This window comes from Pseudomonas gozinkensis (assembly GCF_014863585.1).
Lineage (GTDB): Bacteria > Pseudomonadota > Gammaproteobacteria > Pseudomonadales > Pseudomonadaceae > Aquipseudomonas > Aquipseudomonas gozinkensis.
On record NZ_CP062253.1, the window covers coordinates 2,889,058 to 2,913,525 of the forward strand.

Below are 24,468 nucleotides of genomic sequence, written 5' to 3' on the forward strand. Positions count from 1 at the left end.
ATCCATGCACGGTTCAATCAAACAGTTCGCACGTCATTGCCTCGTCGGGGCGTTGCTCTCGGCGCTGGCCCTCAATGCCCAGGCCAAGGCCTTGCCCGGCGCGCCGGCACCGTTCGATAAAGGTCAGGTACAGATCGCGCTGGTGGGCTATCTGTTCTCCGGGGATTTCCCCGAAGCCTACCTGCGCGGTGTGGAGAAACAGACCGAAGCGCTGGGCGCCAACCTGCGGGTGTTCGACGCGCGGCAACAGGCGGCGAGCCAGGGCGAGATGATCGATCAGGCCGCCGACCTCGGTGTCGACGGGATCATTGTCCAGTTGGGGCTGGCGGAAACCCTCAAAGGCCCGATCGACCGGGCGCTCGCCAAAGGCATCAAGGTCGTCGCCTTCGACGTCGACCTGAACACGCCGCAAGTGACCCAGGTCGAGCAGGATCACCACGCGCTGGCGCGTCTGGCACTCGATCAGGCGGTCAAGGACAACGGCACCCGCTTCGACGCCGGGTACGTCTACATCAGCGGCTTCACGCCGATGGAGCGCCGCGACGAGATCTGGAGCCAGGTCAAGGCGAGCAATCCGGGGATCATCGAGAAGGCCCGTTTCGGCACCCTCAATCCGCCGATCGCCAATTCGGTGGCCGATCAGGCCAGCGCCGTGCTGCGGGCCAATCCGGGGATCAGCGTGATTTTTGCGCCGTTCGACGAGTTTGCCAAAGGCGCGAAGATTGCCGTGGACGAGGCTGGTCTGAGCCGCAAGGTGAAGATCTACAGCGCCGACATTTCCACCGCCGACATCCAGATCATGAAAGAGCCGGACAGCGCCTGGGCCGCCACCGCTGCGGTCAATCCGCAAGTGGCCGGCGCGATCAGCGTGCGCAGCCTGGCGATGCTGATTGCCGGCGAGAATCCGGGGCACAAGGTGCTGGTGCCGCCGACCCTGATTACCCGCCAGCAGTTGCTGGATCTGGATGTGAAAAACGTCCGCGATCTGGGGCAGAAACTGCCGGCCTTCGGTGACACCGCCAATGTCGCGCGGGCGCCGTGGATTCCCGTGGCGAACTGAAAATCCCAACACCAAAAAAGCTACAGCAGACATTTGCCGTGCACTGACTGACGACTCCTTTTTGTCGGCAGCGGACGGGTATTAGCTGCGATAAAAGGAGCTGTCACATGGTTCACCGTTCCCGTTCATTACTGGCTGTCGCTGTTGTCAGTGCGATCTGGCAACTTCCCGCACAAGCCGAAGAAACTTCTGCGCACGTCGACGATGACACCCGGCTGGGTACCGTGCTGGTCACCGGCACTCGGGGCACCGCGCGCACGGTGCTGGATTCGCCGGTGCCGGTGGATGTGTTGACCGCCGAGGACCTGAAGACCGCCGGCGCCAGTGGCGGCGAGCTGGGTCAGGCGTTGCAGACGCTGTTGCCGTCGTTCAGTTTTCCGCGCCAGTCCAACTCCGGCGGCGCCGACCACGTGCGCGCCGCGCAGCTGCGTGGCATGAGCCCGGATCAGGTGCTGGTGCTGGTCAACGGCAAGCGCCGCCACACGTCGGCAGTGGTCAACGATTCGTCGAAAATCGGTCGCGGCACGGCGCCGGTGGATTTCAACTCGATCCCGATCAGCGCGATCAAACGCATCGAAGTGCTGCGTGACGGCGCCGGCGCGCAATACGGCTCCGACGCGATTGCCGGGGTAATCAACATCATCCTCGATGATGCGCCCGAAGGCGGCGAAGTCTCCACCAGCTACGGCGCCTATCACACCCATCAGGACGCCATCGGCAAAACCACCACCGATGGCCAGAACAGCGTGACCACGGCCAAGATCGGCACGCGACTGGGTGAGGAGGGCGGCTTCATTCGCGGCGGCACCGAGTACAAGGATCGCAACCCGACCAACCGCGCCGGCTACGACGGTTTCGCCGATACCCCGGGCCAGCGCAACTACGTGATGGGCGACGGCGTGGCGCGGGATGTCAACGCCTGGTTCAACGGCGAATTGCCGCTGGCCGGCGGCAAGGCTTACAGCTTCGGCACCTACAACGAGCGTCACACTACCGGCGACGAGTTCTATCGTTACCCGTCCGAGCAGCCGCAGTTCTACCCCAACGGCTACTTGCCGCAATCGCTGGGCGACAACACCGACATCTCCGCCACCGCCGGCTACAAAGGCCTGATCGGCGACGACTGGGATTTCGACAGCAGCGTCACCCACGGTCGCAACCGCTTCGAATCAGCGACCCGTCGCACTCTCAACGTGAGTCTCGGTGCGGACTCGCCGACCCGCTTCGACACCGGCGACTACGAGTTGCGCCAGACCACCACCAACCTGGATTTCAGCCGCGAATTGCGCCTTGGCGGCCGCTCTTTCGTGCTGGCGGTGGGCGGCGAATATCGCTATGAAAACTACCTGACCTTTGCCGGGGACGAGGCTTCCTGGAGCGGCTCCGGGGCCGATGGCGCCAACGGCCTGCGCCCGAGTGAAGAGTCGGATCTGGATCGCAATGTGTTCGGCACCTACGCCGAATTGTCCGGTGATCTCACCGACCGCTTCTTCGTCGACGCCGCCACGCGCTGGGAACATTACGACGACGCGGGCAGCAAACTCACCGGCAAGCTCAGCGGTCGCTACAAGCTGACCGATCAATGGGCGTTGCGCGGTGCGGTGTCGAACAACTTCCGCGCGCCGTCGCTGGCCCAGAGCGGTTTCCAGAACACCACCAGCAACTTCGGCGACGGCGGCACGCTCACCGACATCCGCGTGCTGTCGGTCAACGACCCGATTGCCCGTGCCCTGGGCGCGGAAAAACTCGATCCGGAAACCTCGAAGAACTTCAGCCTCGGCCTGACGTTCCAGTTGAACGAACGCTTCGATGCGTCGCTGGACGTGTTCCGCATCGACGTCAAAGACCGCATCACCCTGTCGCAGCGAATCGGCAGCGACGCGCTGGAAAGCTACATCAATGACAACTTCGGCGTGGCGGGCGTGCACGACGTCAACTTCTTCACTAACGCCGCCGACACCAGCACCGACGGCGCCGAACTGGTGCTCAACTACCATCAGCCGTTCTACGACGGGCAACTGGGTCTGACCACCGCGTACACCTACAACCACACCAAGGTCACCAGCACCAAGGGCACGCCGTCGCAGCTGACCGCCTTAGGGATCGGCAATGACGCGCTGGTCGGCGTCGAGGAACGCAACACCCTGACTGACGCCGCACCGAAGGATCGCTTCGTGTTTTCCGCCAACTGGACCAGCGAACACTGGGGCCTGCTCGGGCGTCTGACCCGCCAGGGCGAGACCACTCGGGTGTTCGATTTCGGCGACTCGCAGCCTGAGCAGACCTACGGTGCGGTGTGGCAACTGGACGCCGAGGTGACCTACAAATTCACCCCCAAATTCAGCATCGCCCTAGGCGGCAACAACCTGACCGACAACTACCCGGAGCGCTCCGGCTCGGCCATCAACTACGGCGGCAACCTGCCGTATGACGTGCTGTCGCCGATCGGCACCAATGGCGCTTATTACTACGCAACCGCCACTTACGGCTTCTAAGTTTTGCCGCCATGGATGGCGGATCCTCTTCGGAACGAACCATGAGCAAAACCAACGGCCCCCAACGCCATCTGCCGGTGTCTCAAGCGTTGCTGATCACCCTGGGCATGGTCATCACCACCGATATTCTCAAAACCGCGCCGACCGTTGCCTTGAACGTCGGGCCGGAACATTTCTATTGGGTCTGGGTGCTCGGCGGACTGGCGTCGATGGCCGGGGCCTTGTGCTTTGCCGAGATGGCCACCGCGTTTCCGCATCCGGGCGGTGACTATCATTTCCTGCGCACCGCTTATGGCGAGCGCATGGGTTTCCTGTTTGCCTGGTCGCGCTTCTCGGTGATGCACACCGGTTGGATCGCGTTGTCGGCGTTCATGTTTGCCGACTACTTCAACGCCGTCGTGCCGTTGGGGCATTACGGATCGGGGGTGTTTGCCGGTGCGATCATTGCCGCTTTGGTGCTGCTGAATCTGACCGGCAAGCACATTGGTTTCATTACTCAGACTGTGCTGGTCGGGCTGCTTGCCCTCGGGTTCCTGAGCATTGCCAGCGCCGGGGTCTGGTTGGTGTGGCAAGGGATCGAACCGACGCTGCCCAGCGATCCGGTCGTGTCCGAGCACACTGGTGCTGCGGGATTTTCCGCGGCGATGATCTTCGTCTTTCTGGCGTTTGGCGGCTGGAGCGATGCGGCGACGTTATCGGCGGAAGTGCGCGACGGCCGACGCGGTATTTTCATCGCCATGCTCGGTGCGCTGACGGTGCTGATGGCAATCTATCTGGCGCTGAACTGGGCGTTCGTCCAAGGGCTGGGATTCGAAGGTCTGGCGGCGAGCAACGCGCCGGCGGTGGAGTTGTTGAACCGCGCCTTCGGTGCGCCGGGAGTGTTGCTGATTCTGCTGATGGTCGGTGTCGCAGCCATCGCCACCATCAACTCGACCTTGCTGGTCGGCGCCCGCACCACCTACGCCGCCGCCCGCGATGTGCCGCAGTTGCGACGCTTCGGTGAATGGGACGAACGCGATGGCGTACCGCGCAAGGCGTTGCTGGCGGAGGGCGCGGTGGCGTTGTTGCTGGTGCTGTTCGGCAGTTTTACCCAGAGCGGTTTCAACACCATGGTCGAGTACCTGACGCCGGTGTACTGGTTGTTTTTGAGTTTGAGCAGCCTGGCGTTAATCATTTTGCGCAGGCGTTTTCCCGAGGTGCCAAGGCCGGTGAGAGTGCCGCTTTATCCGCTTTTGCCGGTGCTGTTTTTCGGGTTGTGCGTGTACATGCTGTATTCCAGCGTGACGGTGGTGGGGTTGGGGGCGTTTTTGGGGATCGGGGTGTTGGTGGTGGGCGCGCTGTTGCTGGCCGGGTTGAGCCGCCTGGTGTCGACACCTCGGCAAGCTCTGCAACAGAGCGCAGACTAGAAGGACACCACCGCCGGCTGAGACAGACGCAACACCGACAAGTCCCCTGTAATCCGTTTATAAGCCAAACGAATCGCCTCGATGTCACTCTCACGCTTCGGCCCGCTTTCGTGCAGGATCACAATCACCTTGGTGGCCAGCCGCTCGGGCACTTTCGCGTCGTGGTCCTTCCACTGCCCATAGGCATCGAACACGCTGAACCCGTCCGGGAACCGCGTCGTTACTTCCTGATCGAGAAACTCGCGCCAGCGCGCCGGGCTCACCACACCTTCCTTGCCTTCCAGCGGCCCCACCGAAAAGTACAACTCGGTGCGCACCCACTGCGCCTGCGCCGGCCGCGTGGCATCGCCTTGCAGGGTAGAACTGACGGGGTCTTTGGTATGTACGGAAACCGGAGGAGAGCTGGCACATCCGGTGACTGCCAGGAACAGTGCGGCGATCAGCAGGCTTTTTTGCATGGAGCATCCTTTTTATGAGTGAGTGCAGGCGCCAGCAATCATAAGGGGCATCAGTAATAGCAATAAAAGATTAAAAAAACGGCAAGTGCTCTGCTTATGGAATAAGCACAAGCGCTCGGATTCGCACGGAATTAAAGCTGTTTTTCAGGCAAAAAAAGGGCGCGTGAGTTTTATTCTCACGCGCCTTGGGGGTTCATTTGCTGGCGTTCAACACAATCCGGTACCGCGCCTTGCCGCTGCGCAGATGGTCGACAGCTTCATTGACCTTGCTCATCGGAAATTCCTCTACCTGCGGCAGGATCTGATGCCGCGCGCAGAACTCCAGCATCGTCGCTGCCGTGGCGGGCGAGCCGACCGGGGAGGCTGACAGGGATTTCTGTTGAGGGATGAGGTTGAACACGTGCACCGGAATCGCGTCGGGCACGATGCCGACAAAATGCAGCCGGCCTTTGCCGCGCAGGGTGGCGAGCATGGCCGTCCAGTCGAGGTTGGCGTTGGCGGTGATCAGCAGAAAGTCGAGGGTGCCGGCAATCGCTTTCAACGCCTCGCTGTCGGTCGAGGCAACGACCTTGTGGGCGCCGAGACGTTTGGCTTCGTCCTGTTTGCTCAGGGAAGAAGTGAAGGCGGTGACGTCGCATCCCCAGGCATTGAGAAACCGCAGCGCCAGGTGACCGAGGCCGCCGATGCCTACTACGCCAACCCGGTCTGTCGGCTTGATGCCGAATTCCACCAGCGGGTTGAACACCGTAGAGCCGGCGCAGAACAGCGGGCCGGCGAGGGCGGGGTCGAGGTTATCCGGGAGTTTCAGCGCCCAGGCCCAGTGCGTGCGCAGTCGATCGGCGAACCCGCCATGGCTGCCGATGATCGTCGGTTTGGCGGTGGCGCAAAGGTGATGGGAACCGCCGATGCAGGACGAGCAATGCATGCAACTGCCCTTGTACCAGCCGATCCCCACGCGCTGGCCGACTTCCAGGCCGCGTACCTGCGAGCCTGTTCGCACGATACGGCCGACCACTTCATGACCGGGAATGAACGGGTATTGGCTGATGCCCCAGTCGTTATCGATCAGCGACTGGTCGGAGTGACAGACGCCGCAATATTCAACGGCGACTTCGACCTCTTCATCTCCCAGTGGCCCGGGGTTGTAACTGAAGCGTTCCAGCGGCGCGCCGGCCGAGGTGGCGGCCCAGCCGGTGAATGTCGTAGGTTCAGTGTTATTGCTCATGGGACACCTCCAGGTCTGGCGCTGCGGGCGCAGCCTGAAGAGTCTAGCGTGTCATCCAGCAGGCGCTAGCCAGGTGTCCAGTACGCGCCGATCCAGCTCTTCCCAATCCGCCATGCCCAGCACCCGGGTGGTGTTCAGGCCACGCAAATAGCCGCGCAGTTGATTGGCGACGGCGCGTACCGGTTCGGAATCGGCAACGTTCTGGCCCAGCACGGTTTCGTATTCGACCAGGTATTCGGCCACCCGGTCGCGGAATTCGGGCAGGACGGCATCGCGGATCAGGTCAAAGGTTCGCACGGGTAATCCTCATCTGTTTTCGTTGTGATTGAGTGTGCAGCAGTCTGCACGCCGCGCAACTATTGGTTCAAGTAATAGTGACCATCAAGAAACGCAAGTTCTGCTTTGGCGTCGATGGGCGGAAAATCGCCTCCATCGAACACGCCGCTGAAGGAATTGCGCGATGAAGACTTTGACCCGACTGGCTGTAGTCGCCCTGCTGATGGGCGGGGTGGCCGCCACTGTAGCCCCGGCTTACGCAGACGATGCCCAGTCGTGCCATTTTCTGCCCGTCGCCGCCAGCAGCGCCGCGCTGCAGCATTCGCAAACCGTTGGCGTGCTGTACAGCGAAAACACCCTGGACAACCTGCAATACCTCGAGCGTTACCACGACGTGGCAGTGAACGGTGCCAAGGATGCGCTCGATGCGCGGATCCGCGACGCCTTCGTCGACAGCTCCGATCCGGAGCTGGCCATCGACTGGCTGATGAGTTCGCTGCAACAACAGTTTCTCTCGGTGACCGTCTACGACAGCCTCGATGCGCTGGTGCAGGCCCATCCGGACGTTGTGGTGATGCTCGACACCCACAACCGCTTGCTGACCCAACGCAACAGCCAGGTCGAAGCCCGGTTCGCCGCACGCTTCTACGACGCCAACCTGCAATACATCGGCAAGGCCGAAGGCGCGGTGGAGAAGCAACTGCCTTCGGTGTGGGTACACAACAAGGCGGCGCCCGAAATCGCCGCCGGGATCGAACAGCAGCGCGACCTGCAACTGAGTGCCTTGAAGCAGTTCGACGATTCGCTCAAGGCCCTGGTGAGTGCAGGCTGAGCACCTAAAGCAAAAACGGCAACGGCAGTGCCCGTGACACTGAACGTTGCCGAAGAACCGAACCTTTTATTTTCAGGATTTTATCCATGCGTGCTTTTTTTATCCCTGCCATGGCTTTCGCCACTTTATTGCTGACCGCTTGCGCTTCTGCGCCGAATGATCCGACGCTGACCCTGCAGACGCACAAGACGCCCGCCCAGTACGCCGAATGCGTGGTGCCGAAACTGCAGGGCAGTGCGCTGAACCCGACGGTGTCGCAGACCCAGCGCAGCTACCGGATCGTGGTGCCGAGCAAGGTGGCGGCGGACAACGTCCTGGAGGCCTACAAGGCGCAGGACGGCGGCAAGGTGTTTTTGTATGAGCGCCACTTGCTGGCGTCGAGTTTCATGCCGTCGAGTTTTGAACGGGCTGCCCAGGAGTGCCTGTAACGCCTGACGGTTGACGCTTTTGAAGATGCTCCTTTGGTTGGCCGCAACCAACCAATTCCTTTGCCCCGCACCATGCGGGGCTTTTTTTTGCCCGGCGTTTGGCTCAGCCGACGCTACGCTGGAGAGCAGAATAGGTTTTCGGGAGAACAAGGATATGAAGAAGGACAGCAGCGGCGCGGCGACTGAGAATCCCTCTGCGCTGATCGACGCAAGAATCAAGGAACTGAACGACTGGCGCGGCCAGAAGCTGGCCGAGATACGGGCGATCATTCATGAAGCGGACCCGGAAGTCGTCGAGGAGTGGAAGTGGCGCGGTGTTCCGGTCTGGTCACACAACGGCATCATCTGCACCGGGGAAACCTACAAGGCGGTGGTGAAAATGACTTTCGCCAAAGGCGCGGCGCTGGAGGATCCGTCAGGATTGTTCAACGCAAGTCTGGAGGGCAACACCCGGCGGGCGATTGATGTTCACGAAGGCGACACGATCGATGCCAAGGCTCTGAAAGCACTGGTGCGTTCGGCGATTACGTTGAATTCAAAGAAGTGATTTGCCGTTGAGGCAGAGGTGAAGCGGAGGAGGGTGAAACGAGGAAAAAATGGCAGGGGCGGCTGGATTCGAACCAACGCATGGCAGGATCAAAACCTGCTGCCTTACCGCTTGGCGACGCCCCTGTAGCTATTGGTTTCAGTCCCGGGAGGACCTCTGCAACAGTGGGCGGCACTTTACCAGCGCTCTTGCGATCTGTGAACCCCTGAAGCCAATAAATTTCATGGAAAACAGCTACTTATTTCCCGGACGGTATCGCCGGTCAGGTTTTTCGGGCTTTTCAGCGATGGCCCTGAATACTGGCGCGAACGCTGTAGCCCGAAAACCTGGCAAAGACCTGCCTCGACAAACCGATCAGTTGCCGTCTGCAACCTTGCGTTCGATTTCGTCGACCTTGCGTTGTAACTCCTCAGCGTCCTGCTCCTTGGTGCGGGTCGACGAGGGCGTGATGACCTCATCCACGCCGCGGGTGTCGTCGTCCGGATCCTCAAGATCGCGTTTCACCACATTGACCGGTTTGCCGGACGTATCAGTGGGTGGAGCTTTGCTGTCGTTGTTCATAGCGCTGACCTCCGTTGGCTTAAACGTTGGATGCAGCGCTTTGGCGCGAGTTCGAGATTTTTCGCGGTGAGCGGGCAAACGGCAGCCGTCACCGTCTCAGCTCAACGAACCCGGCACTCCCGCCAGCAAACCGGTCAGCGTCTTCATGATAGCCTGCTGCCGGGCCCGGTCGGTCAGGTGCCGGGCCTCGGCGGCGGCGACGTCGGCGTGGCAGTGCGGGCAAATCGATTCGTGCGGCTGGATGTATTGCAGGCAGTCGCGGCACAGGGCCAGTTGCGTCGGCAGGCGTCCTTCCTCGGGGGAGGACTGGCCCTGATTGATCCAGGCCAGTTTAATCACTTGGCCGCTGTCGCTGACGCTGCTGACTTTTTCGCCGGTGTCGATGCATTCGGTGATCAGGTCAAAACGTCCGACGGCAAACGAGCGTTGGGCGGCATCTTCGACTTTGACGATGCGCTCGCGCAGACCCTGTTTTTGCAATTCCAGGGTTCGGTAATGGCAGTAAGGATTGTTGCCGGGTTTGCCCAGCAGCGAATGCGACGTCCAGGTGCAGCCGCCCCGGCAGACGTCGTTGTAATAGCAGCTTCGGCAGTAGCCCCACAGGTCATCGACCGAGCGCAGGCGGCCGAAGTGCATGCCTTCGCTGTAATGCCAGATGTCGTGCAGGCTCATGCTGCGTACGTTGCCGCCGGAAAATCCGACGGTCGCCAGTGACGGGCAGCCTTTCACTGTGCCGTCTGCCTCCAGCGCCAGTACGGTCTGGCCGGCTGCGCAGCCGCTCCAGTGCACGCGCTCGTCACCGAAGCCGCGCCACAGATGTTCGTAAGGGCCGTAATAACCGATGTTGTTGCCGACGTTCATCAGCAGGCCGCGATCCAGTCCTTCGCGATACAACCGGGCGAGCAGCGGCATCACTTCCAGCAGCTTGTAAGGCTGGAGCAACAACTCAGGATGGTCGACGGCGTTGCCCATGGCCACCGTGATCTGGATCTGCCAATGGGTGGCGCCGAGCTCGATGATGGTGTCCATCAGCTCCGGCAGGTCCGGCAACGTGGCCGCGCCGATCTGGGTGTTGACGCTCACCGCCAGCCCCGACGCCTTGGCCCGGCGCAGGGTGTCGACGGCCTTGTCGAACGAGCCGGGCACGTTGCGCACCTTGTCGTGCAGCGGCGCGAGTCCGTCCAGGGAAATGCCGACCCCGTTGAGCCCGGCATCGACCGCTGCCTGCATCTTCGCCGGGGTCAGATTGCGCCCGCCGGTCTGGATCGCGCAGTACATGCCGTGGTCGTGGATGGCGCGGATCAGTTGCGTCCAGTCTTTGCGCAAATAGGCTTCGCCGCCGATCAGGGTGATCTCGCGGGTGCCGAGGGCGGCGAGGGAATCGATCACGTCGAGGCATTCGCGGGTGTTGAGTTCATCGGGGCGCCGATGCCCCGCGCGGGAGCCGCAATGCAGACACTTGAGGTCGCAGGCGAGGGTGATTTCCCAGACCACGTGCACCGGCACGTAGCGTTTGAGATCGGTGTCGCTGAGGTAGCGGGCAGGGCGGTTGTCTGTCATGGGAGATCCTTGCGCACGGGCCTGTGCGCGGCACGAGTGGACTGACCTCGAGTGGCTGGAAGACCGGGCGCGGTCACCCATGACCGCGCCCGGGCCGTACCGCTTAGCGCGCTTCCAGTCGCGCGATTTCCGCATTCAGCTGCGCAAGGGCACTGCGCAAGGCGTCCTCGTGGGCCAGCTGTTGTTCGCCCTGCTGCACGGCGACTTTCAGCTGCGCCAGATCACCGCTGGCCTGAGCCGTTTGCACGGCTACCGCATACAGCGGATGGACGTGGTGCTCGGGCGGCAGTGGCTCGACGCTCGGTGCCTGATGCACGGCGACGTGCCGCACGTCCTGCCACTGGCCGCCTTCGTTGTAGCGGTAATCGACAAAACCGCTGGTCCAGTCGCCCAGAATGCCCTTGAGGTGGAAAGTCTGGGCAATCTGACTCAGCGGGCCGCTCGGGTTACCGTCGAGGGTGAGAATGATGTAGGTCTCGGTGGATGGCGTGAGCCTGGCCTCGGAATAATCGCCCCAGACCCGGGCATGGAAATTCACCGGTGGCCAGGTGCTTTGAAACACGCTCGCGGTTCCGCTGACTTTTTTGCGGACGGTATCGACCACGATATCGAGGGTCAGAACCGGTGCGCCCAGCAGTGAATTGCTGGCGATGAGGCGGGTGTGAAAAAGTCCGATCGACATGATGCTGCTCCCTTGTGAAAGTTATGGTTCCAATTGCCGATCAGCGACTTTGTACGCGGCTGATTTCTTTGTTGGCGTCGTCCACGGCTTTGCGCAGCAGCGGCAGTTGCTCCAGCTGCTGTCTGGCCTGTGCGGACAGGCTCTTCATCTGGGCCAGATCACCGCTGGCGATTGCACCCTGAATCGGCGCGGCATACAGCGGCAGAACCGGTTTGTGCGGCTCGATCACCGGACCGGGATTGAAAGACTGGAGGACGTTCGAAGGCACCTCCACCAGATGCGCCGGCACGTTGTTCAGTTCGTGCCAGCGCTGGCCGTCGAAGTACTCATAGTTGGCCACGCCTTCGCGCCAGTCGGTGCCGACCACCAGATGGATCTTGAAGTTGATGATCGAGTTGGAGCCGGGACCGCCATGGTTGCCCTGGGCGGTGATCAGGATCTTGCTGACGCCGGGCTTCATCACCGTCATGTAGGTGTATTCGCCCCAGACGTCCGAGTCGATGTCGAGCGGCGGATTGGTCGCCTGAGTCACGGCGGCGTTGCCGGTGACATGCTGCTGTGGCGTGGACACCAGCAGGTTCAGCGCAAGACTCTGCGCCCCTGGCTGGCCCGTACCGATCCGGTAGCTCACCGGGAACAAGCCGACATTTTGCTGAGTTGCTGACATGTTGATTGCCTCCATTGCAATGTGGGAAATGGCCTTAAGGTTTTTCCAGTCGAGAAACTTCTTTGGCCAGTTTTTCGTACGCGGTTTGTAGCTCCTTCGCTTCCGGCTTCGTTGAATCGCGCTGCTTCAACAAAGTCTTCATCTGCTGCAGATCGCCGCCGGTGATCGCGCTCTGGATGGCGACGCCATAGGGCGGGATGTTGTGGTTTGAACCGGTCATATCGAGGCCTTCCTTGTGGGTGTGTGCCGCTCGACCCCTTGCGCAGAAGGGGCGCCTTTCCAGACAGGCAGGCGAACGACATCGGCCAGAATTACCGGCAACCGGGATTCTCGGCGACGTGACAGCCTGATCCGTCGGGATCTGATCAATCCGCAAACAGGGTTCGCGCAGGGGCGACGCCGCAGCGCCGGCTCACGCGCAAGCGTCGTCAGCCAAAACCGTCGGGCCTGGCCTCGGGCGTCAATGAAGGGGGTTGCCGCTGGGGCAAACGGGGAAATCTCGCCTGTACGTTGGTCATCTTTCTGTCCTTGATAGAAAGCAACGAAACACAGGGATAGGTCGTTCACTCTTCAAGAGTGCAATACCCGCGCAAGCACAAAAACCATCCCTGATTTTTCTTCCAGTGCCGCTGATGGCGCTCGTCGAGCGACGTTTGCCAAGTGGCCAGCATTTTGCCAGCCACGCAACCCTAGACCCGTTTGTGCAGGGCTGCCAGAAAAAGCGCCGAACGGTCATGTCGGTCCAATGCAGGGATTTTGGCGCACGCACAACCGACCTTTCGGCAGCGTTTTTAAGCGATTGAATCGAGATCGCCATGGGCGCTGAGGAACGTTCGAAAATGAAAAATGTACGCCGATGTACATTACGTGTACGCCCCGTGTAAAGTCCGGTCACAGTCTCAAAGACAGGTGCATTGCAATGACGCAGGCAGGACGGACAAAAAACAAGGCTCAGGATTCAGGATGGCGCGGTTCTGTGGACGTCTGGCTGGACGCCGCGTATGAGGCTTTGAAGGAATCCGGGGTCGATGCGGTCAGGGTGATGCCGCTGGCCAAGCGCCTGAACCTGTCGCGCACCAGCTTCTACTGGTTCTACGAAGATCGCGAGCAACTGCTCGCGGCGCTGCTGGCCCGCTGGCGGGACAAGAACACCGGTGGGCTGGTGGGGCAGTGCGAGCGTTATGCCGAAAGCGTGTCCGAGGCGATCCTCAATGTTTTCGAATGCTGGCTGAACCCCGCGTTGTTCGATTCGCAGTTTGAATTCGCCGTGCGCAGTTGGGCATTGCAATCGGATGAAGTCGCCGGGCAAATCGCGCTCGCCGACGATGCGCGGATCAATGCGCTGGCCGCTATGTTTCGCCGTTTCGGTTACGAGCCGGGGGCGGCCGATGCCCGCGCCCGGACGATCTATCTCACGCAGATCGGCTACATCTCGATGAAAACCACCGAAGACGTGATCGTGCGGTTCCGGCGAATCCCGCAGTACGTCACCGTGTTCACCGGAAAGTCACCCAAGCGGCGCGAGCTGGACCGGTTTTTCGGTCAGTTCGGTTATGCCGAGACGGAGCCGGGGGTGTTTGTTCCACTGGTGGAAACCTTCGAAGAGGCGCTGCCCGATGACCAATAGAACGCTGGGGATCATCGGCGGCACGGGCTGGCTGGGAAAGGCGATTGCCGAATCGTTGCTGGACCTGGGGTTCATCAGTCGGAGTGATCTGCTGATCTCGAACCGCTCGGGCAGTGCTGATGTTGCGCCGGGAGTGCGCGTGTTGAGGGACAACCAGTCGCTGGTCGACAGCAGCGATATCGTCGTGCTTTCGGTGCGGCCTGAGCAGTTCCGTGAATTACAGATTGATGCCCAAGGCAAAACGCTGGTTTCCCTGATGGCCGGCATTTCATCGTCCACCCTTAGTGCCGCGACAGGGGCGCGAGTGGTGGTGCGGGCCATGCCGAACGCTGCGGTGGAGATCCGCCAATCCTATACGCCGTGGTTCGTGGCCGGCCCCATGACCGATGAAGAGCGCGACTGGCTGCAGCGATTGTTCGAGTGTGTGGGCTCGGCGGACGAGATGCCCGATGAAGACTGCGTCGATTATCTGAGCGCGTTGTCCGGCACCGGGCCGGCGTTTCCGGCGCTGTTGTGCGCTGCGCTCGCCAGTCAGGCCGAAGCGGCCGGCATTCCCGCGCGGATTGCGCAGCGGGCGGCACGGGCGGTGGTGGTGGGCGGCGGTCAACTGCTGGCGGGGCGGGAACCGCAAGCTCTGCTGGATGCCTTGATGGCTTATCGCGGGGTCACGGCGGCTGCGTTGCAGTCGATGGCCGGGCAGAACTTCGAAGACATCGTGGGGCGGGCCGTACAGGCCGGCGCCCAGGTTGCCCGGCGCGGCCTGTAGTGGGCAGATTCAGCGACTTCCCTCACGACACAGAAGGGAAGGCCACGTTCAGAGGTCTTTCATCAGCCGTAACGCATCGTAAATGGCCGCATGGGTGTTGCGTGCGGCCACGGCGTCACCAATCCTGAACAGCTGAAAACGTCCCTGCGGGTCGGTGACGATGTCCTGCGTCTTGCCGGCAATCAGGTTGTGTTGTTCCACCGCGCCGCCATTGCTCGAATGCCCGCGCAGGTCGAAATACAGGTCATCCAGCGGAATCGTGCCGTGATTGACCACCACCTGATCCACCACCCGCTGCTTGTGCACCGTTCCGTAATCACTGCCGAGTGTTGCAACCAGTCGCCCGTCGCGGCGCTCGACCGAATCGACGCGATAGGTGACGGTAAAGGTGACATCCAGATCCTGCAGGCTGCGCATGTAGGGCACCAGATTCATCGCCATGACTTCCGGAGCAAAACTGCGGTCGGGGGTGACGATTTCGACACTCGCGCCGCTGGCGGCGATGACCTCGGCAGCCTGTAGCGCAGCGTGGTCGCCGGCATCGTCATAGATCAAGACATGCCGGCCTGGTTTGATGTCACCGGCAATGATGTCCCAGGTTGAAACCACCAGGTCGTTGCCTGCACTGAGCACGTCCGTGTGGGGCAGGCCGCCGGTGGCGACAATCACCACATCCGGTTCATGCTGCAGCACCGTGTCGGTTTCGGCCCAGGTGTTGAAATGAAACTTCACGCCCAGACGCTCGCACTGCGCCATGCGCCAGTCGATGATGCTGATCATCTCGCGCCGACGTTCGCTGAGGGCGGTCAGGCGGATCTGCCCGCCGGGGCGATCCGCCGCTTCCAGCACGGTAACGTCATGACCACGCTCGCCCGCTACCCGTGCTGCCTCAAGTCCCGCAGGACCGGTGCCGATCACCAGCACTTTGCGTTTGCGTGCTGCCTTGGGAATGTCGTGGGGCATGGTGGTTTCCCGGCCGGTCGCCGGATTGTGGATGCAGTAAGCGGCGCCACCCTGGTAGATGCGGTCCAGACAATAGTTGGCGCCGACGCAGGGACGGATATCTTCCTCACGTTTTTCGATGATCTTGCGCACGATATGCGGATCGGTCATGTGCGCCCGGGTCATGCCGACCATATCAACCTTGCCTGAGGCGATGGCATGGCGAGCAGTGGCGACGTCAGGGATTTTGGCCGCATGGAAGGTCGGGAATCCGGTGGCCGCACGGATTTCTCCGGCGAAATCCAGATGCGGCGAATTGCGCATGCCCTGGATCGGAATGACATCGGTCAGACCCGCATCGGTGTCGATGTGGCCGCGTACGACATTGAGGAAATCCACCAGTCCGCTGTCTTTCAGCAGGTGGGAAATCTGCAAGCCTTCGCTGGCATCGAAGCCACCTGGCAAGCCTTCATCGCCGGTGTAGCGCACGCCCAGCAGGAAGTCCTCGCCGACCCGCTGGCGGATCCCGCGCAGAATGTCGAAGGTGAAGCGCATGCGGTTTTCCAGCGAGCCGCCGTACGGCCCGTCGAGTTCGTTGGTCAGCGGTGACCAGAACTGGTCCATCAGATGCCCGTAGGCTTGCAGCTCCAGACCGTCCATGCCGGCGGCGTGCATCCGCTCGGCGGCGTCCACATAGTCTTTGATGATGCGCTGGATATCCCAGTCTTCCATTTTCTTCGGGAAGGAGCGGTGCGCCGCTTCGCGATGGTGCGACGGCGAGACCACCGGCAACCAGTCGGCCTTGTCCCAGCGGGTGCGGCGACCCAGATGCGTCAACTGAATCATCACCGCCGCGCCATGCTCGTGGCATTCGTCGGTCAGGTCCTTCAGCCACTTCACCACTTCATCCTGGTAGGCGAGGACGTTGTTGAACACCGGCGGGCTGTCTCTGGAAACTGCGGCCGAACCGGCCGTCATGGTCAGCGCGACACCGGCTTTGGCGCGTTCGACGTGGTAGGCGCGATACAAATCCTTGGGCATGCCGTCAACCGGGTAGGCCGGTTCGTGAGCGGTGGTCATGATCCGGTTTCTGAGCGTCAGGTTCTTGATTTTGTAAGGCTGCAACAGGGGATCGCTGGACATGGTGGTGCGCTCCGGGGTGGGCTTCATCAGGCTCGGCGACTTGAAATTAGGTCAACTGTACAGGCGTGTCAATCATCGCTGACACAGGTGTACATTTTTCTTGCGCGGTGCTTCGCCCAGGCATAGGATTGCGCCAGACGCCTCAACCGCAAGGCCGTCCAGATTGAGACATACCTGCCGATCCCACCTCCCCAGGAAGACGCTTGATGAACGCTCATTCGCCTTATCGAAATACGCTTTTCGCCCTGATTCTGGCCACGCTCGCTGCACAGGCCCAAGGCGCCGAACCTGCACCCGTGCGCATTGGCTGGGTCAACTGGTCGGACACCGAAATCACCGTCAAACTCGCCAGCGCCGCGCTCCAGGATCACCTCAAACAACCGGTGAAACTGGTGATGGCCGATATCGGCATTCAGTTCCAGGCCCTGGCCAACGGCAACATCGACCTGATCCCGATGGTCTGGCTGCCGAGTACCCACAAGGCGTTCTACGACAAATACAAGGATCGCCTCGAAGACCTCGGCGTGCTGTACGAAGGGCGGATCGGCATGGCCGTCCCGACATCGGTGCCGATCAGTGAAGTGGCCAGTGTCGAGGATCTGAACAAGCCGCAAGTGAAGGAAAAACTCGAAGGCAAGATCCTCACCTCGGAGGTGGGCAACGGCCAGTACAAGCTCACGGTCAAGGCGATCGAGGAATACAAGCTTGATGGCTACAAACTGGTGGCGTCTTCGGAAAGCGGCATGCTCAATGAACTGGATCGCAACCTGAAACGGGACAAATGGTCACTGGTCAATGCCTGGAGCCCGCACTGGATGTTCTCCAAATGGTCGTTGCGCTATCTGGATGATCCGAAGCAGATTTTCGGTGGCGCCGAGCAGATCCATGCGATGGCGCGCAAGGGCTTCAGTCAGGAATACCCGCAGGTCGCGTACTTCTTTGCCCACTACTCGATCCCGCAGGCAGATCTGGAAAGCTTGATGATGCAGGCTCGCCAGACCTCATCGGACCAGGCGGTCGCGGCCTATTACGCGGCCAACAAATCGCGGTTCGAGGCGATGTTCGAACCGGGCACGCAAACCGCCAGCAATCGACAACCCTGATCGCGGCGCCGGGGTTCCGACAAGCGCCAGACCCCGGCATTCACCCAGCGTTCAGGCGACCAAACCCAGCAACAGCGTCGCCAGAATCACCGTCGAGGCGCCACCGATCCGGGTGGAAATCTGTGCAAAGGGCATCAGCGACATCCGGTTCGAGGCCGACAGGATCGCGACGTCGCCGGTGCCGCCCAGGCCGCTGTGGCAGCAGGTCACGATGGCCGATTCGATGGGGTACATCTTCATCAGGTTGCCAATGAAAAAACCGGCGACGGTCATCGACACCACCACGCTGAGGCACACCAGCACATAGCCGATCGAAAACACCTTCACCACGCTGTCGAGCGGCACGTACAGCATGCCCAGGCCAATCATGACCGGCCAGATGAAGGCGGCGGAAACCAGTTTGTAGAAAGACTGCGCGCCTTTTTCCAGTTTCTCCGGCAACACGCGCACGTATTTGAACAGCACCGCCGCGAGAATCATCATCACCGGCCCCGGAATCCCGACGACCTTTTCCAGCAAGCCGCCGAGGACGAAGAAGGTGCAGATGACCAGCACCCCCGCGCCCATGACCCGCAGGTCGATGCTGGTGCCGGTTTCTTCCTTGACCTTGAATTTGTCGTTCTCGGCCCGGGCCCGGATGAGTGCACCTTCACCGTTGATGGCCGGGCGTTTCAGCGCCAGCCGTGCCAGGTAACCAGCGCAGATGATCGCTGCAATGTTGCCGACCACGGCCGCCGGGACCAGCTGCGCGACGTAGATATCCGGCGTGCCGCCGAGGATCGCCGAATAGGCCAGGGACAGCGGCAGGATGCCTTCGCCGATGCCACCACCGATGATCGGCACGATGATGAAAAAGAACGTGTGATAGACACTGTAACCGGCGAGCTTGCCGACGATCAGTCCGCTCGCGACGGCTGCCAGAGTACCGGCCAGCAAAGGAATGAACATGCGGATCATGCCCTGGACCAGAATGAACCGGCTCATGCCCAGGATGCTGCCGACCACTAGGCTGGCGATCACGAAGTACAGGAAGTTGGCTTCCTTCATCAGCATTTTGGTCGCGTCGATCGTTGGCGCGCCGAAGAAGCCATAGAACACCAGCACCGACGGCAACATCAGGCACAGAATGGCGCCGCCACCGATTTCCCTGAGGATCGGCAGACGCGAACCCATCTGGCCGAAGAACACGCCCATGGTCATGATCACGGCCAGTCCGCCGATCATGTTCTTCGGCAGAAAGCCTAGGTGGGCCGACAGAAACACGATCACCGCTATGCCGAGAAAGATCGGCAGCGGGATCACGCCGATCTCGTAGGTGCGCAGGCGCTGGATGAAGCCGCCGGCGCGAGGGCCGTCGACGTTCAGGGATTGCTCAAGGGAGTCGCTCATGACGCATGTCCTCATGTTTGTTTTTATCGAGGATGGACGGGAAACCACGGTGCACCGGGCTCGGGTGGCGAGGCGGTGATTCGATGGTATCCTTCGCAAAATGCGTGATAAACAGCGGAAGTATGCGGCCTATGAACACGAATCGTGACCAATTTCCCTTGCCCGAAGACCTCAAGGTTTTCCTCACCGTCATCCGCAAGAACAGCTTTGCCAGCGCCGCCGACGAGTTAGGCTTCTCACCGGCCTACGTCAGCAAGCGCATCTCGGTGCTGGAAACCACGCTGGCGACCAAGCTGTTGCACCGCACCACCCGGCGCATTGCGCTGACCGATGACGGTGAGCGGGTGCGGATCTGGGCGGAGAGGCTACTGGGGGATTTCGATCAGTTCCTCGGCGAGATTTCCCAGGCCCGGCACCAGCCGGCTGGGTCGCTGCACATTTGCAGCAGCTTCGGTTTCGGCCGCAATCATGTGGCGCCGGCGATCAGTCAGTTGTCCCGGGCGTGCCCGAAACTCGATATCCGGCTGGACGTGTTCGACCGGGTGGTCGATCTGGTGGGCGAGGGCTTCGATCTGGAAATCCTCGTCGGCGATGACCTGCCGGGTCAGCATCTGGCGCGCAAACTGGTGAGCAACCGGCGCGTGCTGTGCGCCACCCCGGAATACCTCGAACGCCGGGGCACGCCACAGTCCCTCGAAGACCTGAAAGATCACGATTGTCTGGTGCTCAAGGAGCGCAACAACGCATTCGGTATCTGGACCCTGAGCAAGGACGGGCAAGAAGAGACGGTGCGCGTCAATGGCCCGCTGTCCTCCAACAGCGGCGAGATCGTGCTGGAGTGGGCCTTGAGCGGTGGCGGGATCCTGTTGCGCTCGATGTGGGACGTCAAACCGATGCTCGAACAGGGCCGGCTGGTGCAGGTGCTGGACGGCTACACCCAGAGTGCCAACGTCTGGGCGGTCTATCCGACCCGGCTCAGCGAGTCGGCGAAATTGCGGGTGTGCGTGGAGTTTCTGGAAGAGTACTTCCGCGATTTGTCCGTGGAATGAAAACGGGCGGTTCAATGAACCGCCCGTTTTTTTTGCCATCAACCCAGCCAGGGATTGTCCGCCAGATGCCGCGCTTCAAAGGCGCGGATCTGCTCGGTGCGTTGCAGCGTGGTGCCGATGGCGTCCAGTCCCAGCAGCAACGACTGTTTACGCAACTGATCGATCTCGAACTCGATCTGCGTGCCGTCTGCCAGCTCAATGGTTTGCTGCGCCAGGTTCACGCTGATCCGCGCGGTTGCCGGAACGCTGATTGCCTCGGCCACACGCCTGAACTGCGCGTCGTCCAGTTGAACCGCGAGCACGCCATTGCGCTGGCAGTTGTCGTAGAAAATCCCGGCGAACGTGGTGCCGATCAAGGCCCGGATACCGACTTGCTTCAAGCCCCACACCGCGTGTTCGCGGCTGGAACCGCAACCGAAGTTGGGGCCGGTCACCAGAAACGCCGCGTCCTGCCAGGCCGGTTGGTTGAGCACGAATTCAGGGTTGGGTTCGCCTGAGGCGAGAAAGCGCAGATCGAAGAACAGCCCGCGATCCAGCCCCTGACGATCGATGCCCTTGAGAAACTGCTTGGGCATGATCACGTCGGTGTCGATGTTGGACGCAAGAAACGGCGCGGCGCTGCCGCTGACGGTGTCGAAAGGTTGCATGGTTCAAGCCTCCAGCGCGACGGTGCGCACGTCAGTCAAATGGCCGGTGATGGCGGCGGCTGCGACCATCGCCGGGCTCATCAGGTGGGTGCGCGCTCCGGCGCCCTGACGGCCTTCGAAGTTGCGATTGGTGCTGGACGCACAGCGATCACCCGGCGCGAGCACGTCGTCGTTCATCGCCAGGCACATCGAGCAACCCGATTGCCGCCATTCGAATCCTGCGTCGAGAAAGATCTGCGCCAGGCCTTCGTCCTCGGCCTGATTGCGCACAAGTGTCGAGCCGGGAACGATCATCGCCCGCACGTGGGCCGCCACACGCTTGCCGCGCACCACGCGAGCGGCGTCGCGCAAATCTTCGATCCGCGCATTGGTGCAGGAGCCGATGAAGGCATGGCTGATCGTCACTTCGCTCAGCGGCATGCCGGGTGTCAGGCCCATGTAGTCGAGGGCGCGCTGCAGACCCTGACGCAGGATCGGATCGGGCTGGGCGGCCGGGTCCGGCACGCGCCCTTTGATCGGCGCGGCCTGATCGGGGCTGGTGCCCCAGGTCACCATCGGCTCCAGCGCGGCGACATCGAGGATGACTTCGTGATCGAACACCGCGCCCTCGTCGCTGTGCAGGGTTTTCCAGCGCTCGACGGCTTGTTCCCAGACCTTGCCCTTGGGCGCACGCGGCTTGAGTTGCAGATAGGCGAACACCTTGTCGTCCGGCGCCATGAACGCACCACGGGCACCGGCCTCGACGGCCATGTTGCAAATGGTCATGCGCGCCTCGACGCTGAGGGCGCTGATGGCCGGGCCGGTGAATTCGATGGCGTAGCCGGTGGCGCCGGACGCACCGATCTTTTCGATCAGCGCCATGATGATGTCCTTGGACGTGACGCCTGCGCCGAGCTCACCGTTGACCGTCACCCGCAGGGTTTTCAGGCGTTTGTAGACCAGAGTCTGGGTTGCCAGCAGATGCTCGATTTCCGAAGTGCCGATGCCGAAACCGAACGCTCCTAGTGCGCCGTAAGTGGTGGTGTGGCTATCACCGGCCGCCACCACCATGCCCGGCAAAATGAAACCCTGCTCCGGCGCCACGACGTGTTCGATGCCCTGACGTTTGTCCAGCACATCGAACAGTTCGATGCCGAAGTCGCGGCAGTTTTCTTCGAAGTACGACACCTGCCGCGCGCCCCCGGCGTCAGGCATGGTCGCGATGCGCTTCGGTGCGGTGGGGTTCACATGATCGACCACCGCCAGCGTCGCTGCGGGCCGCCACACCGTACGCCCGGCATCGCGCAGGCCGCTGAAGGCTTGCGGGCTGGTGTATTCGTTGGCGACCTGGCGGTCGATGTAAAGCAGCACGTGGCCCTGATCGTCGAGGGTGCAGACGGTGTGACTGTCGATGTGCTTCTGGTACAGCGTTCTCGGGCTGGGCATGGCTTGCGCTCTTTTCGGTCCGGGGCAAAAACAACATGAGGACAGAATATTGATCGCAGAAATGGCATCAAGAGCGCTTTGGTGAAGGTATAGGACACGAAATGTAAATAGTCATCGATTCAGTGGCGCTTGAAATCACGGCGCTGATGAGTGAACACCGTTATCGGGATCTCCTTCAGCCAGCATCAGTGAAAGTATCTCTCGCGCGTTTGAGTCTGGCACTAAACCACGGGTTTCACCCGCCAGAACGACGACACCACCCTCGTTGGTCAGAGTAACGACTGCTGTCCCGCGTCCTTTGCTATCCAGTTCAGTGATCAGCCATTCGCACGTCACCGTGTCCCCCGGATAAACCGGACGTTTGAATTCGAATGTCGTCGACGCGGCCAGCCAACCGATCTGTCCGCCGATTTCAGTGACCAGACTGGCCGTCAGCAATCCGTGCGAAACGGGTGCCTTGAAGTGGCGTGCCTCAGAGAAACGCTGGTCGAAATGCACAGGATTGTAATCGCGGGAAACCTGCGCAAAACGCTGGAGGTCTTCAGCTGAAAAGCAGCGGGAGAGGGTGAAGCGGTCGCCGATTTTCAGGCCTTCGGCCGCGCGTTGTCTGAAGCTTTTCATCGATGGTTTTTCTCCTGCGCATTCTCTAAGGGGAATGAATGCTCGGGCCCCGGAAACCTCGACAGTTGCACGTCGTCAATGAAGTTGCGAGCTGCCCCGAGCAATACGCCACGAACGTCGGCGTATTGTTTGACGAATCGGGGCTGATGCCCGGTTCGCAACCCCGCCATGTCCTGCCAGACCAACACTTGTGCATCGCAGCCCGCGCCGGCGCCGATGCCAACGGTGGGGATGGAAACGGCGGCGCTGATTTGCGTCGCGACTTCGTCAGACACCATTTCGATCAATAAAGCAAAGGCCCCCGCTGTTTCGAAGGCAGGGGCGCTCTCGATCAGCCGTTGGGGGCGAGCGCCAGGTTTCAGTTCGGGAGCTGTTCAGCCAACAGAATCGCGGCGATCAGCATCATGATTGCGCCTGACAGGCGACTGACGAATCGCGCCGCCACCGGCCGTGCCTGTAAAACAGAACGCGAGCCGAACCCCACCAACAGATAAATCACCCCGCAACTAAACGCGTGTAAAAGCCCCAACGCGATGATCTGCATCGGCACCGGCCATGCCGCGGTCGGGTCGGTGAATTGCGGCAGCAGTGCCAGGAACAACAGAAAAACCTTGGGGTTGAGGCCGCTGACGCAGGCACCCTTGATCGTCCAGCGCGACCAGGATCCGGACGCTTGGCTCTCTGCCGCTTCGGGCGTGGAGGGGTTTCGCAACATGTTGATGCCCAGCCACAGCAGATAAAGGCTGCCGCCAATCGTCAGCACCGAAAGGGCGAGGGGATTGCTCGCCACCAGACCGCCGACGCCGGCCGCAACCACCAGCGTTGCGAGCAAGTGACCGATCAGCAAACCGGCCACGGCGGGCACCACCACCCGACCGAACAGCCCTGCCGAGATGGCATAGGCCCAATCCGCTCCGGGGGTGATGACGAACAGAAAAGAAACCGCCCAGAAGGCGACAAAAACACTCAGGGACATTTTGATCTCGCAAACAATCGGCTCAAGGCATGCAACGTTCACGAAAAAGAATAGAGATATCGGGCTAGAATCTTTTCTCAAATATTCCAGTCCATAGGGCCTAAAGTGGGAGAAAAATGCTGATGGACAGGATTGACCAGAAGATTCTTGCCGAGCTGCAAGCCGACGGTCGTCTTTCGATCACCGAGCTGGCCGATCGCGTCGGCCTCAGCCTGTCTCCCTGCCATCGTCGGGTTCGGGCGCTCGAAGAGAGCGGGGTGATCGTCGGCTATCGCGCGCAACTGGCCCCGGCAGCGCTGGGGCTGAATTTTTCGGCGATGGTGTTTGTGACGCTGCGCGAGGGCAATCGCCAGGCGGTGGAGGCTTTCGAGGAGTCGGTGACGCAGATCCCACAGGTCGTTGAGGCGCAGCGACTGTTCGGTGAACCCGATTATCTGCTGCACGTCGTTGCGCGGGATCTGCCGGCGTTTCAGCAGCTTTACGACGAGCGCCTGTCCAGCCTGCCCAACGTCCAGCGACTGACGTCCACGCTGGTGATGAAACGGGTGATTCAGGATCGTTCGCTGCCGCTTTGAATGGCAGC

25 protein-coding genes, 1 tRNA gene and 1 pseudogene are annotated in these 24,468 nt (G+C 61.3%); 11 read left to right on the plus strand and 16 right to left on the minus strand.

The genetic code is table 11. From position 1 onward, the window contains the following. The first annotated feature begins 4 nt into the window (after window positions 1-4). The 3 genes from IHQ43_RS12755 to IHQ43_RS12765 all read left to right on the plus strand — a co-directional run bounded on the left by IHQ43_RS12755 (window position 5) and on the right by IHQ43_RS12765 (window position 4,961). Window positions 5-1,060, plus strand: a complete 1,056-nt coding sequence (locus IHQ43_RS12755) for a substrate-binding domain-containing protein (RefSeq protein ID WP_192564640.1) — start codon at window positions 5-7, stop codon at window positions 1,058-1,060. A gap of 107 nt (window positions 1,061-1,167) precedes the next feature. Beyond that, on the plus strand, window positions 1,168-3,555 hold the full coding sequence (locus IHQ43_RS12760) for a TonB-dependent receptor plug domain-containing protein (RefSeq protein ID WP_192564641.1): 2,388 nt from the start codon (window positions 1,168-1,170) through the stop codon (window positions 3,553-3,555). Window positions 3,556-3,596: 41 nt separating this feature from the next. After that, window positions 3,597-4,961 carry an APC family permease gene (locus IHQ43_RS12765; protein WP_192564642.1) on the plus strand — a complete coding sequence of 455 codons (1,365 nt, stop codon included), beginning with the start codon at window positions 3,597-3,599 and terminating at the stop codon, window positions 4,959-4,961. On the opposite strand, the gene IHQ43_RS12770 is transcribed toward IHQ43_RS12765, so the two are convergent. The 3 genes from IHQ43_RS12770 to IHQ43_RS12780 form a co-directional block, all read right to left on the minus strand. Next, window positions 4,958-5,419 carry a DUF3574 domain-containing protein gene (locus IHQ43_RS12770; RefSeq protein ID WP_192564643.1) on the minus strand — a complete coding sequence of 154 codons (462 nt, stop codon included), beginning with the start codon at window positions 5,417-5,419 and terminating at the stop codon, window positions 4,958-4,960. The genes IHQ43_RS12765 and IHQ43_RS12770 overlap by 4 nt on opposite strands. A gap of 193 nt (window positions 5,420-5,612) precedes the next feature. After that, window positions 5,613-6,644, minus strand: a complete 1,032-nt coding sequence (ahr, locus tag IHQ43_RS12775; RefSeq protein WP_192564644.1) for an NADPH-dependent aldehyde reductase Ahr — start codon at window positions 6,642-6,644, stop codon at window positions 5,613-5,615. A gap of 51 nt (window positions 6,645-6,695) precedes the next feature. Then, window positions 6,696-6,941: a hypothetical protein gene (locus IHQ43_RS12780; protein ID WP_192564645.1), complete on the minus strand. Its 246-nt coding sequence runs from the start codon at window positions 6,939-6,941 to the stop codon at window positions 6,696-6,698. Window positions 6,942-7,104: 163 nt separating this feature from the next. On the opposite strand from IHQ43_RS12780, the gene IHQ43_RS12785 reads away from it, so the two are divergent. The 3 genes from IHQ43_RS12785 (at window position 7,105) to IHQ43_RS12795 (ending at window position 8,727) form a co-directional block, all read left to right on the plus strand. Then, window positions 7,105-7,752, plus strand: a complete 648-nt coding sequence (locus IHQ43_RS12785; RefSeq protein WP_085700339.1) for an ATPase — start codon at window positions 7,105-7,107, stop codon at window positions 7,750-7,752. Window positions 7,753-7,838: 86 nt separating this feature from the next. After that, complete coding sequence (locus IHQ43_RS12790; RefSeq protein ID WP_192564646.1) at window positions 7,839-8,180, plus strand: YajG family lipoprotein; 342 nt, start codon at window positions 7,839-7,841, stop codon at window positions 8,178-8,180. Between the two features lie 154 nt (window positions 8,181-8,334). Continuing rightward, window positions 8,335-8,727 (plus strand): DUF1801 domain-containing protein, encoded by a 393-nt coding sequence (locus tag IHQ43_RS12795; protein WP_192564989.1) that lies wholly within the window; start codon window positions 8,335-8,337, stop codon window positions 8,725-8,727. A gap of 50 nt (window positions 8,728-8,777) precedes the next feature. On the opposite strand, the gene IHQ43_RS12800 is transcribed toward IHQ43_RS12795, so the two are convergent. The 6 genes from IHQ43_RS12800 to IHQ43_RS12825 form a co-directional block, all read right to left on the minus strand. After that, a tRNA-Gln gene (locus IHQ43_RS12800) sits at window positions 8,778-8,852 on the minus strand. Window positions 8,853-9,081: 229 nt separating this feature from the next. Next, window positions 9,082-9,288 carry a hypothetical protein gene (locus tag IHQ43_RS12805; RefSeq protein ID WP_007955480.1) on the minus strand — a complete coding sequence of 69 codons (207 nt, stop codon included), beginning with the start codon at window positions 9,286-9,288 and terminating at the stop codon, window positions 9,082-9,084. Between the two features lie 96 nt (window positions 9,289-9,384). Next, a complete protein-coding gene (locus IHQ43_RS12810) occupies window positions 9,385-10,848 on the minus strand; it encodes a GDL motif peptide-associated radical SAM/SPASM maturase (RefSeq protein WP_192564647.1) in 1,464 nt (487 codons plus the stop codon). A gap of 103 nt (window positions 10,849-10,951) precedes the next feature. Next, window positions 10,952-11,530: a DUF1842 domain-containing protein gene (locus IHQ43_RS12815; RefSeq protein ID WP_192564648.1), complete on the minus strand. Its 579-nt coding sequence runs from the start codon at window positions 11,528-11,530 to the stop codon at window positions 10,952-10,954. 40 nt (window positions 11,531-11,570) lie between these two features. Continuing rightward, entirely contained in the window at window positions 11,571-12,197 is a 627-nt protein-coding gene (locus tag IHQ43_RS12820; RefSeq protein ID WP_115077533.1) for a DUF1842 domain-containing protein, read from the minus strand. A 34-nt stretch (window positions 12,198-12,231) separates the two neighbouring features. Continuing rightward, window positions 12,232-12,417 (minus strand): DUF1843 domain-containing protein, encoded by a 186-nt coding sequence (locus tag IHQ43_RS12825; protein ID WP_041475227.1) that lies wholly within the window; start codon window positions 12,415-12,417, stop codon window positions 12,232-12,234. A gap of 699 nt (window positions 12,418-13,116) precedes the next feature. Between IHQ43_RS12825 and IHQ43_RS12830 the strand changes: the two genes are divergently transcribed. Further along, a complete protein-coding gene (locus IHQ43_RS12830) occupies window positions 13,117-13,824 on the plus strand; it encodes a TetR/AcrR family transcriptional regulator (RefSeq protein ID WP_085604695.1) in 708 nt (235 codons plus the stop codon). Next, the gene (locus IHQ43_RS12835; protein WP_192564649.1) at window positions 13,814-14,590 is read left to right on the plus strand and encodes a pyrroline-5-carboxylate reductase family protein; all 777 of its coding nucleotides are present in this window, start codon (window positions 13,814-13,816) and stop codon (window positions 14,588-14,590) included. Before IHQ43_RS12830 ends, IHQ43_RS12835 begins: the two co-directional genes overlap by 11 nt. Before the next feature lie 48 nt (window positions 14,591-14,638). On the opposite strand, the gene IHQ43_RS12840 is transcribed toward IHQ43_RS12835, so the two are convergent. Then, window positions 14,639-16,675, minus strand: a complete 2,037-nt coding sequence (locus tag IHQ43_RS12840; protein WP_192564650.1) for an NADH:flavin oxidoreductase — start codon at window positions 16,673-16,675, stop codon at window positions 14,639-14,641. Window positions 16,676-16,881: 206 nt separating this feature from the next. On the opposite strand from IHQ43_RS12840, the gene IHQ43_RS12845 reads away from it, so the two are divergent. After that, complete coding sequence (locus tag IHQ43_RS12845; protein ID WP_192564651.1) at window positions 16,882-17,778, plus strand: glycine betaine ABC transporter substrate-binding protein; 897 nt, start codon at window positions 16,882-16,884, stop codon at window positions 17,776-17,778. A 51-nt stretch (window positions 17,779-17,829) separates the two neighbouring features. Here IHQ43_RS12845 and IHQ43_RS12850 read toward each other — a convergent pair whose 3' ends face one another. Further along, window positions 17,830-19,167, minus strand: coding sequence for a 2-hydroxycarboxylate transporter family protein (locus IHQ43_RS12850; protein WP_192564652.1), 1,338 nt, complete (start codon window positions 19,165-19,167; stop codon window positions 17,830-17,832). A gap of 131 nt (window positions 19,168-19,298) precedes the next feature. Between IHQ43_RS12850 and IHQ43_RS12855 the strand changes: the two genes are divergently transcribed. Next, on the plus strand, window positions 19,299-20,216 hold the full coding sequence (locus IHQ43_RS12855; protein ID WP_192564653.1) for a LysR substrate-binding domain-containing protein: 918 nt from the start codon (window positions 19,299-19,301) through the stop codon (window positions 20,214-20,216). 38 nt (window positions 20,217-20,254) lie between these two features. Here IHQ43_RS12855 and leuD read toward each other — a convergent pair whose 3' ends face one another. The 5 genes and pseudogenes from leuD to IHQ43_RS12880 all read right to left on the minus strand — a co-directional run bounded on the left by leuD (window position 20,255) and on the right by IHQ43_RS12880 (window position 23,885). Continuing rightward, window positions 20,255-20,863 carry a 3-isopropylmalate dehydratase small subunit gene (leuD, locus tag IHQ43_RS12860; protein WP_192564654.1) on the minus strand — a complete coding sequence of 203 codons (609 nt, stop codon included), beginning with the start codon at window positions 20,861-20,863 and terminating at the stop codon, window positions 20,255-20,257. 3 nt (window positions 20,864-20,866) lie between these two features. Beyond that, window positions 20,867-22,288 carry a 3-isopropylmalate dehydratase large subunit gene (gene leuC / locus IHQ43_RS12865; protein WP_192564655.1) on the minus strand — a complete coding sequence of 474 codons (1,422 nt, stop codon included), beginning with the start codon at window positions 22,286-22,288 and terminating at the stop codon, window positions 20,867-20,869. 135 nt (window positions 22,289-22,423) lie between these two features. Further along, entirely contained in the window at window positions 22,424-22,909 is a 486-nt protein-coding gene (locus IHQ43_RS12870; RefSeq protein ID WP_192564656.1) for a MaoC family dehydratase, read from the minus strand. Next, a pseudogene (locus IHQ43_RS12875) lies at window positions 22,906-23,262 on the minus strand (3-methyl-2-oxobutanoate hydroxymethyltransferase); the annotation flags it as partial. The gene IHQ43_RS12870 and the pseudogene IHQ43_RS12875, both read right to left, overlap by 4 nt. Before the next feature lie 5 nt (window positions 23,263-23,267). Beyond that, window positions 23,268-23,885 (minus strand): LysE family translocator, encoded by a 618-nt coding sequence (locus IHQ43_RS12880; protein ID WP_192564657.1) that lies wholly within the window; start codon window positions 23,883-23,885, stop codon window positions 23,268-23,270. A gap of 122 nt (window positions 23,886-24,007) precedes the next feature. Between IHQ43_RS12880 and IHQ43_RS12885 the strand changes: the two genes are divergently transcribed. Continuing rightward, the gene (locus tag IHQ43_RS12885; protein WP_192564658.1) at window positions 24,008-24,460 is read left to right on the plus strand and encodes an Lrp/AsnC family transcriptional regulator; all 453 of its coding nucleotides are present in this window, start codon (window positions 24,008-24,010) and stop codon (window positions 24,458-24,460) included. Window positions 24,461-24,468 lie beyond the last annotated feature (8 nt).

Bases quoted from the DNA above. Each gene is read 5' to 3' on its own strand.
- IHQ43_RS12755 (WP_192564640.1), top strand. From the start codon at position 5: ATGCACGGTTCAATCAAACAGTTCGCACGTCATTGCCTCGTCGGGGCG.
- IHQ43_RS12760 (WP_192564641.1), top strand. From the start codon at position 1,168: ATGGTTCACCGTTCCCGTTCATTACTGGCTGTCGCTGTTGTCAGTGCG.
- IHQ43_RS12765 (WP_192564642.1), top strand. From the start codon at position 3,597: ATGAGCAAAACCAACGGCCCCCAACGCCATCTGCCGGTGTCTCAAGCG.
- IHQ43_RS12770 (WP_192564643.1), bottom strand. From the start codon at position 5,419: ATGCAAAAAAGCCTGCTGATCGCCGCACTGTTCCTGGCAGTCACCGGA.
- ahr (WP_192564644.1), bottom strand. From the start codon at position 6,644: ATGAGCAATAACACTGAACCTACGACATTCACCGGCTGGGCCGCCACC.
- IHQ43_RS12785 (WP_085700339.1), top strand. From the start codon at position 7,105: ATGAAGACTTTGACCCGACTGGCTGTAGTCGCCCTGCTGATGGGCGGG.
- IHQ43_RS12790 (WP_192564646.1), top strand. From the start codon at position 7,839: ATGCGTGCTTTTTTTATCCCTGCCATGGCTTTCGCCACTTTATTGCTG.
- IHQ43_RS12795 (WP_192564989.1), top strand. From the start codon at position 8,335: ATGAAGAAGGACAGCAGCGGCGCGGCGACTGAGAATCCCTCTGCGCTG.
- IHQ43_RS12805 (WP_007955480.1), bottom strand. From the start codon at position 9,288: ATGAACAACGACAGCAAAGCTCCACCCACTGATACGTCCGGCAAACCG.
- IHQ43_RS12810 (WP_192564647.1), bottom strand. From the start codon at position 10,848: ATGACAGACAACCGCCCTGCCCGCTACCTCAGCGACACCGATCTCAAA.
- IHQ43_RS12815 (WP_192564648.1), bottom strand. From the start codon at position 11,530: ATGTCGATCGGACTTTTTCACACCCGCCTCATCGCCAGCAATTCACTG.
- IHQ43_RS12820 (WP_115077533.1), bottom strand. From the start codon at position 12,197: ATGTCAGCAACTCAGCAAAATGTCGGCTTGTTCCCGGTGAGCTACCGG.
- IHQ43_RS12825 (WP_041475227.1), bottom strand. From the start codon at position 12,417: ATGACCGGTTCAAACCACAACATCCCGCCCTATGGCGTCGCCATCCAG.
- IHQ43_RS12830 (WP_085604695.1), top strand. From the start codon at position 13,117: ATGACGCAGGCAGGACGGACAAAAAACAAGGCTCAGGATTCAGGATGG.
- IHQ43_RS12835 (WP_192564649.1), top strand. From the start codon at position 13,814: ATGACCAATAGAACGCTGGGGATCATCGGCGGCACGGGCTGGCTGGGA.
- IHQ43_RS12840 (WP_192564650.1), bottom strand. From the start codon at position 16,675: ATGTCCAGCGATCCCCTGTTGCAGCCTTACAAAATCAAGAACCTGACG.
- IHQ43_RS12845 (WP_192564651.1), top strand. From the start codon at position 16,882: ATGAACGCTCATTCGCCTTATCGAAATACGCTTTTCGCCCTGATTCTG.
- IHQ43_RS12850 (WP_192564652.1), bottom strand. From the start codon at position 19,167: ATGAGCGACTCCCTTGAGCAATCCCTGAACGTCGACGGCCCTCGCGCC.
- IHQ43_RS12855 (WP_192564653.1), top strand. From the start codon at position 19,299: ATGAACACGAATCGTGACCAATTTCCCTTGCCCGAAGACCTCAAGGTT.
- leuD (WP_192564654.1), bottom strand. From the start codon at position 20,863: ATGCAACCTTTCGACACCGTCAGCGGCAGCGCCGCGCCGTTTCTTGCG.
- leuC (WP_192564655.1), bottom strand. From the start codon at position 22,288: ATGCCCAGCCCGAGAACGCTGTACCAGAAGCACATCGACAGTCACACC.
- IHQ43_RS12870 (WP_192564656.1), bottom strand. From the start codon at position 22,909: ATGAAAAGCTTCAGACAACGCGCGGCCGAAGGCCTGAAAATCGGCGAC.
- IHQ43_RS12880 (WP_192564657.1), bottom strand. From the start codon at position 23,885: ATGTCCCTGAGTGTTTTTGTCGCCTTCTGGGCGGTTTCTTTTCTGTTC.
- IHQ43_RS12885 (WP_192564658.1), top strand. From the start codon at position 24,008: ATGGACAGGATTGACCAGAAGATTCTTGCCGAGCTGCAAGCCGACGGT.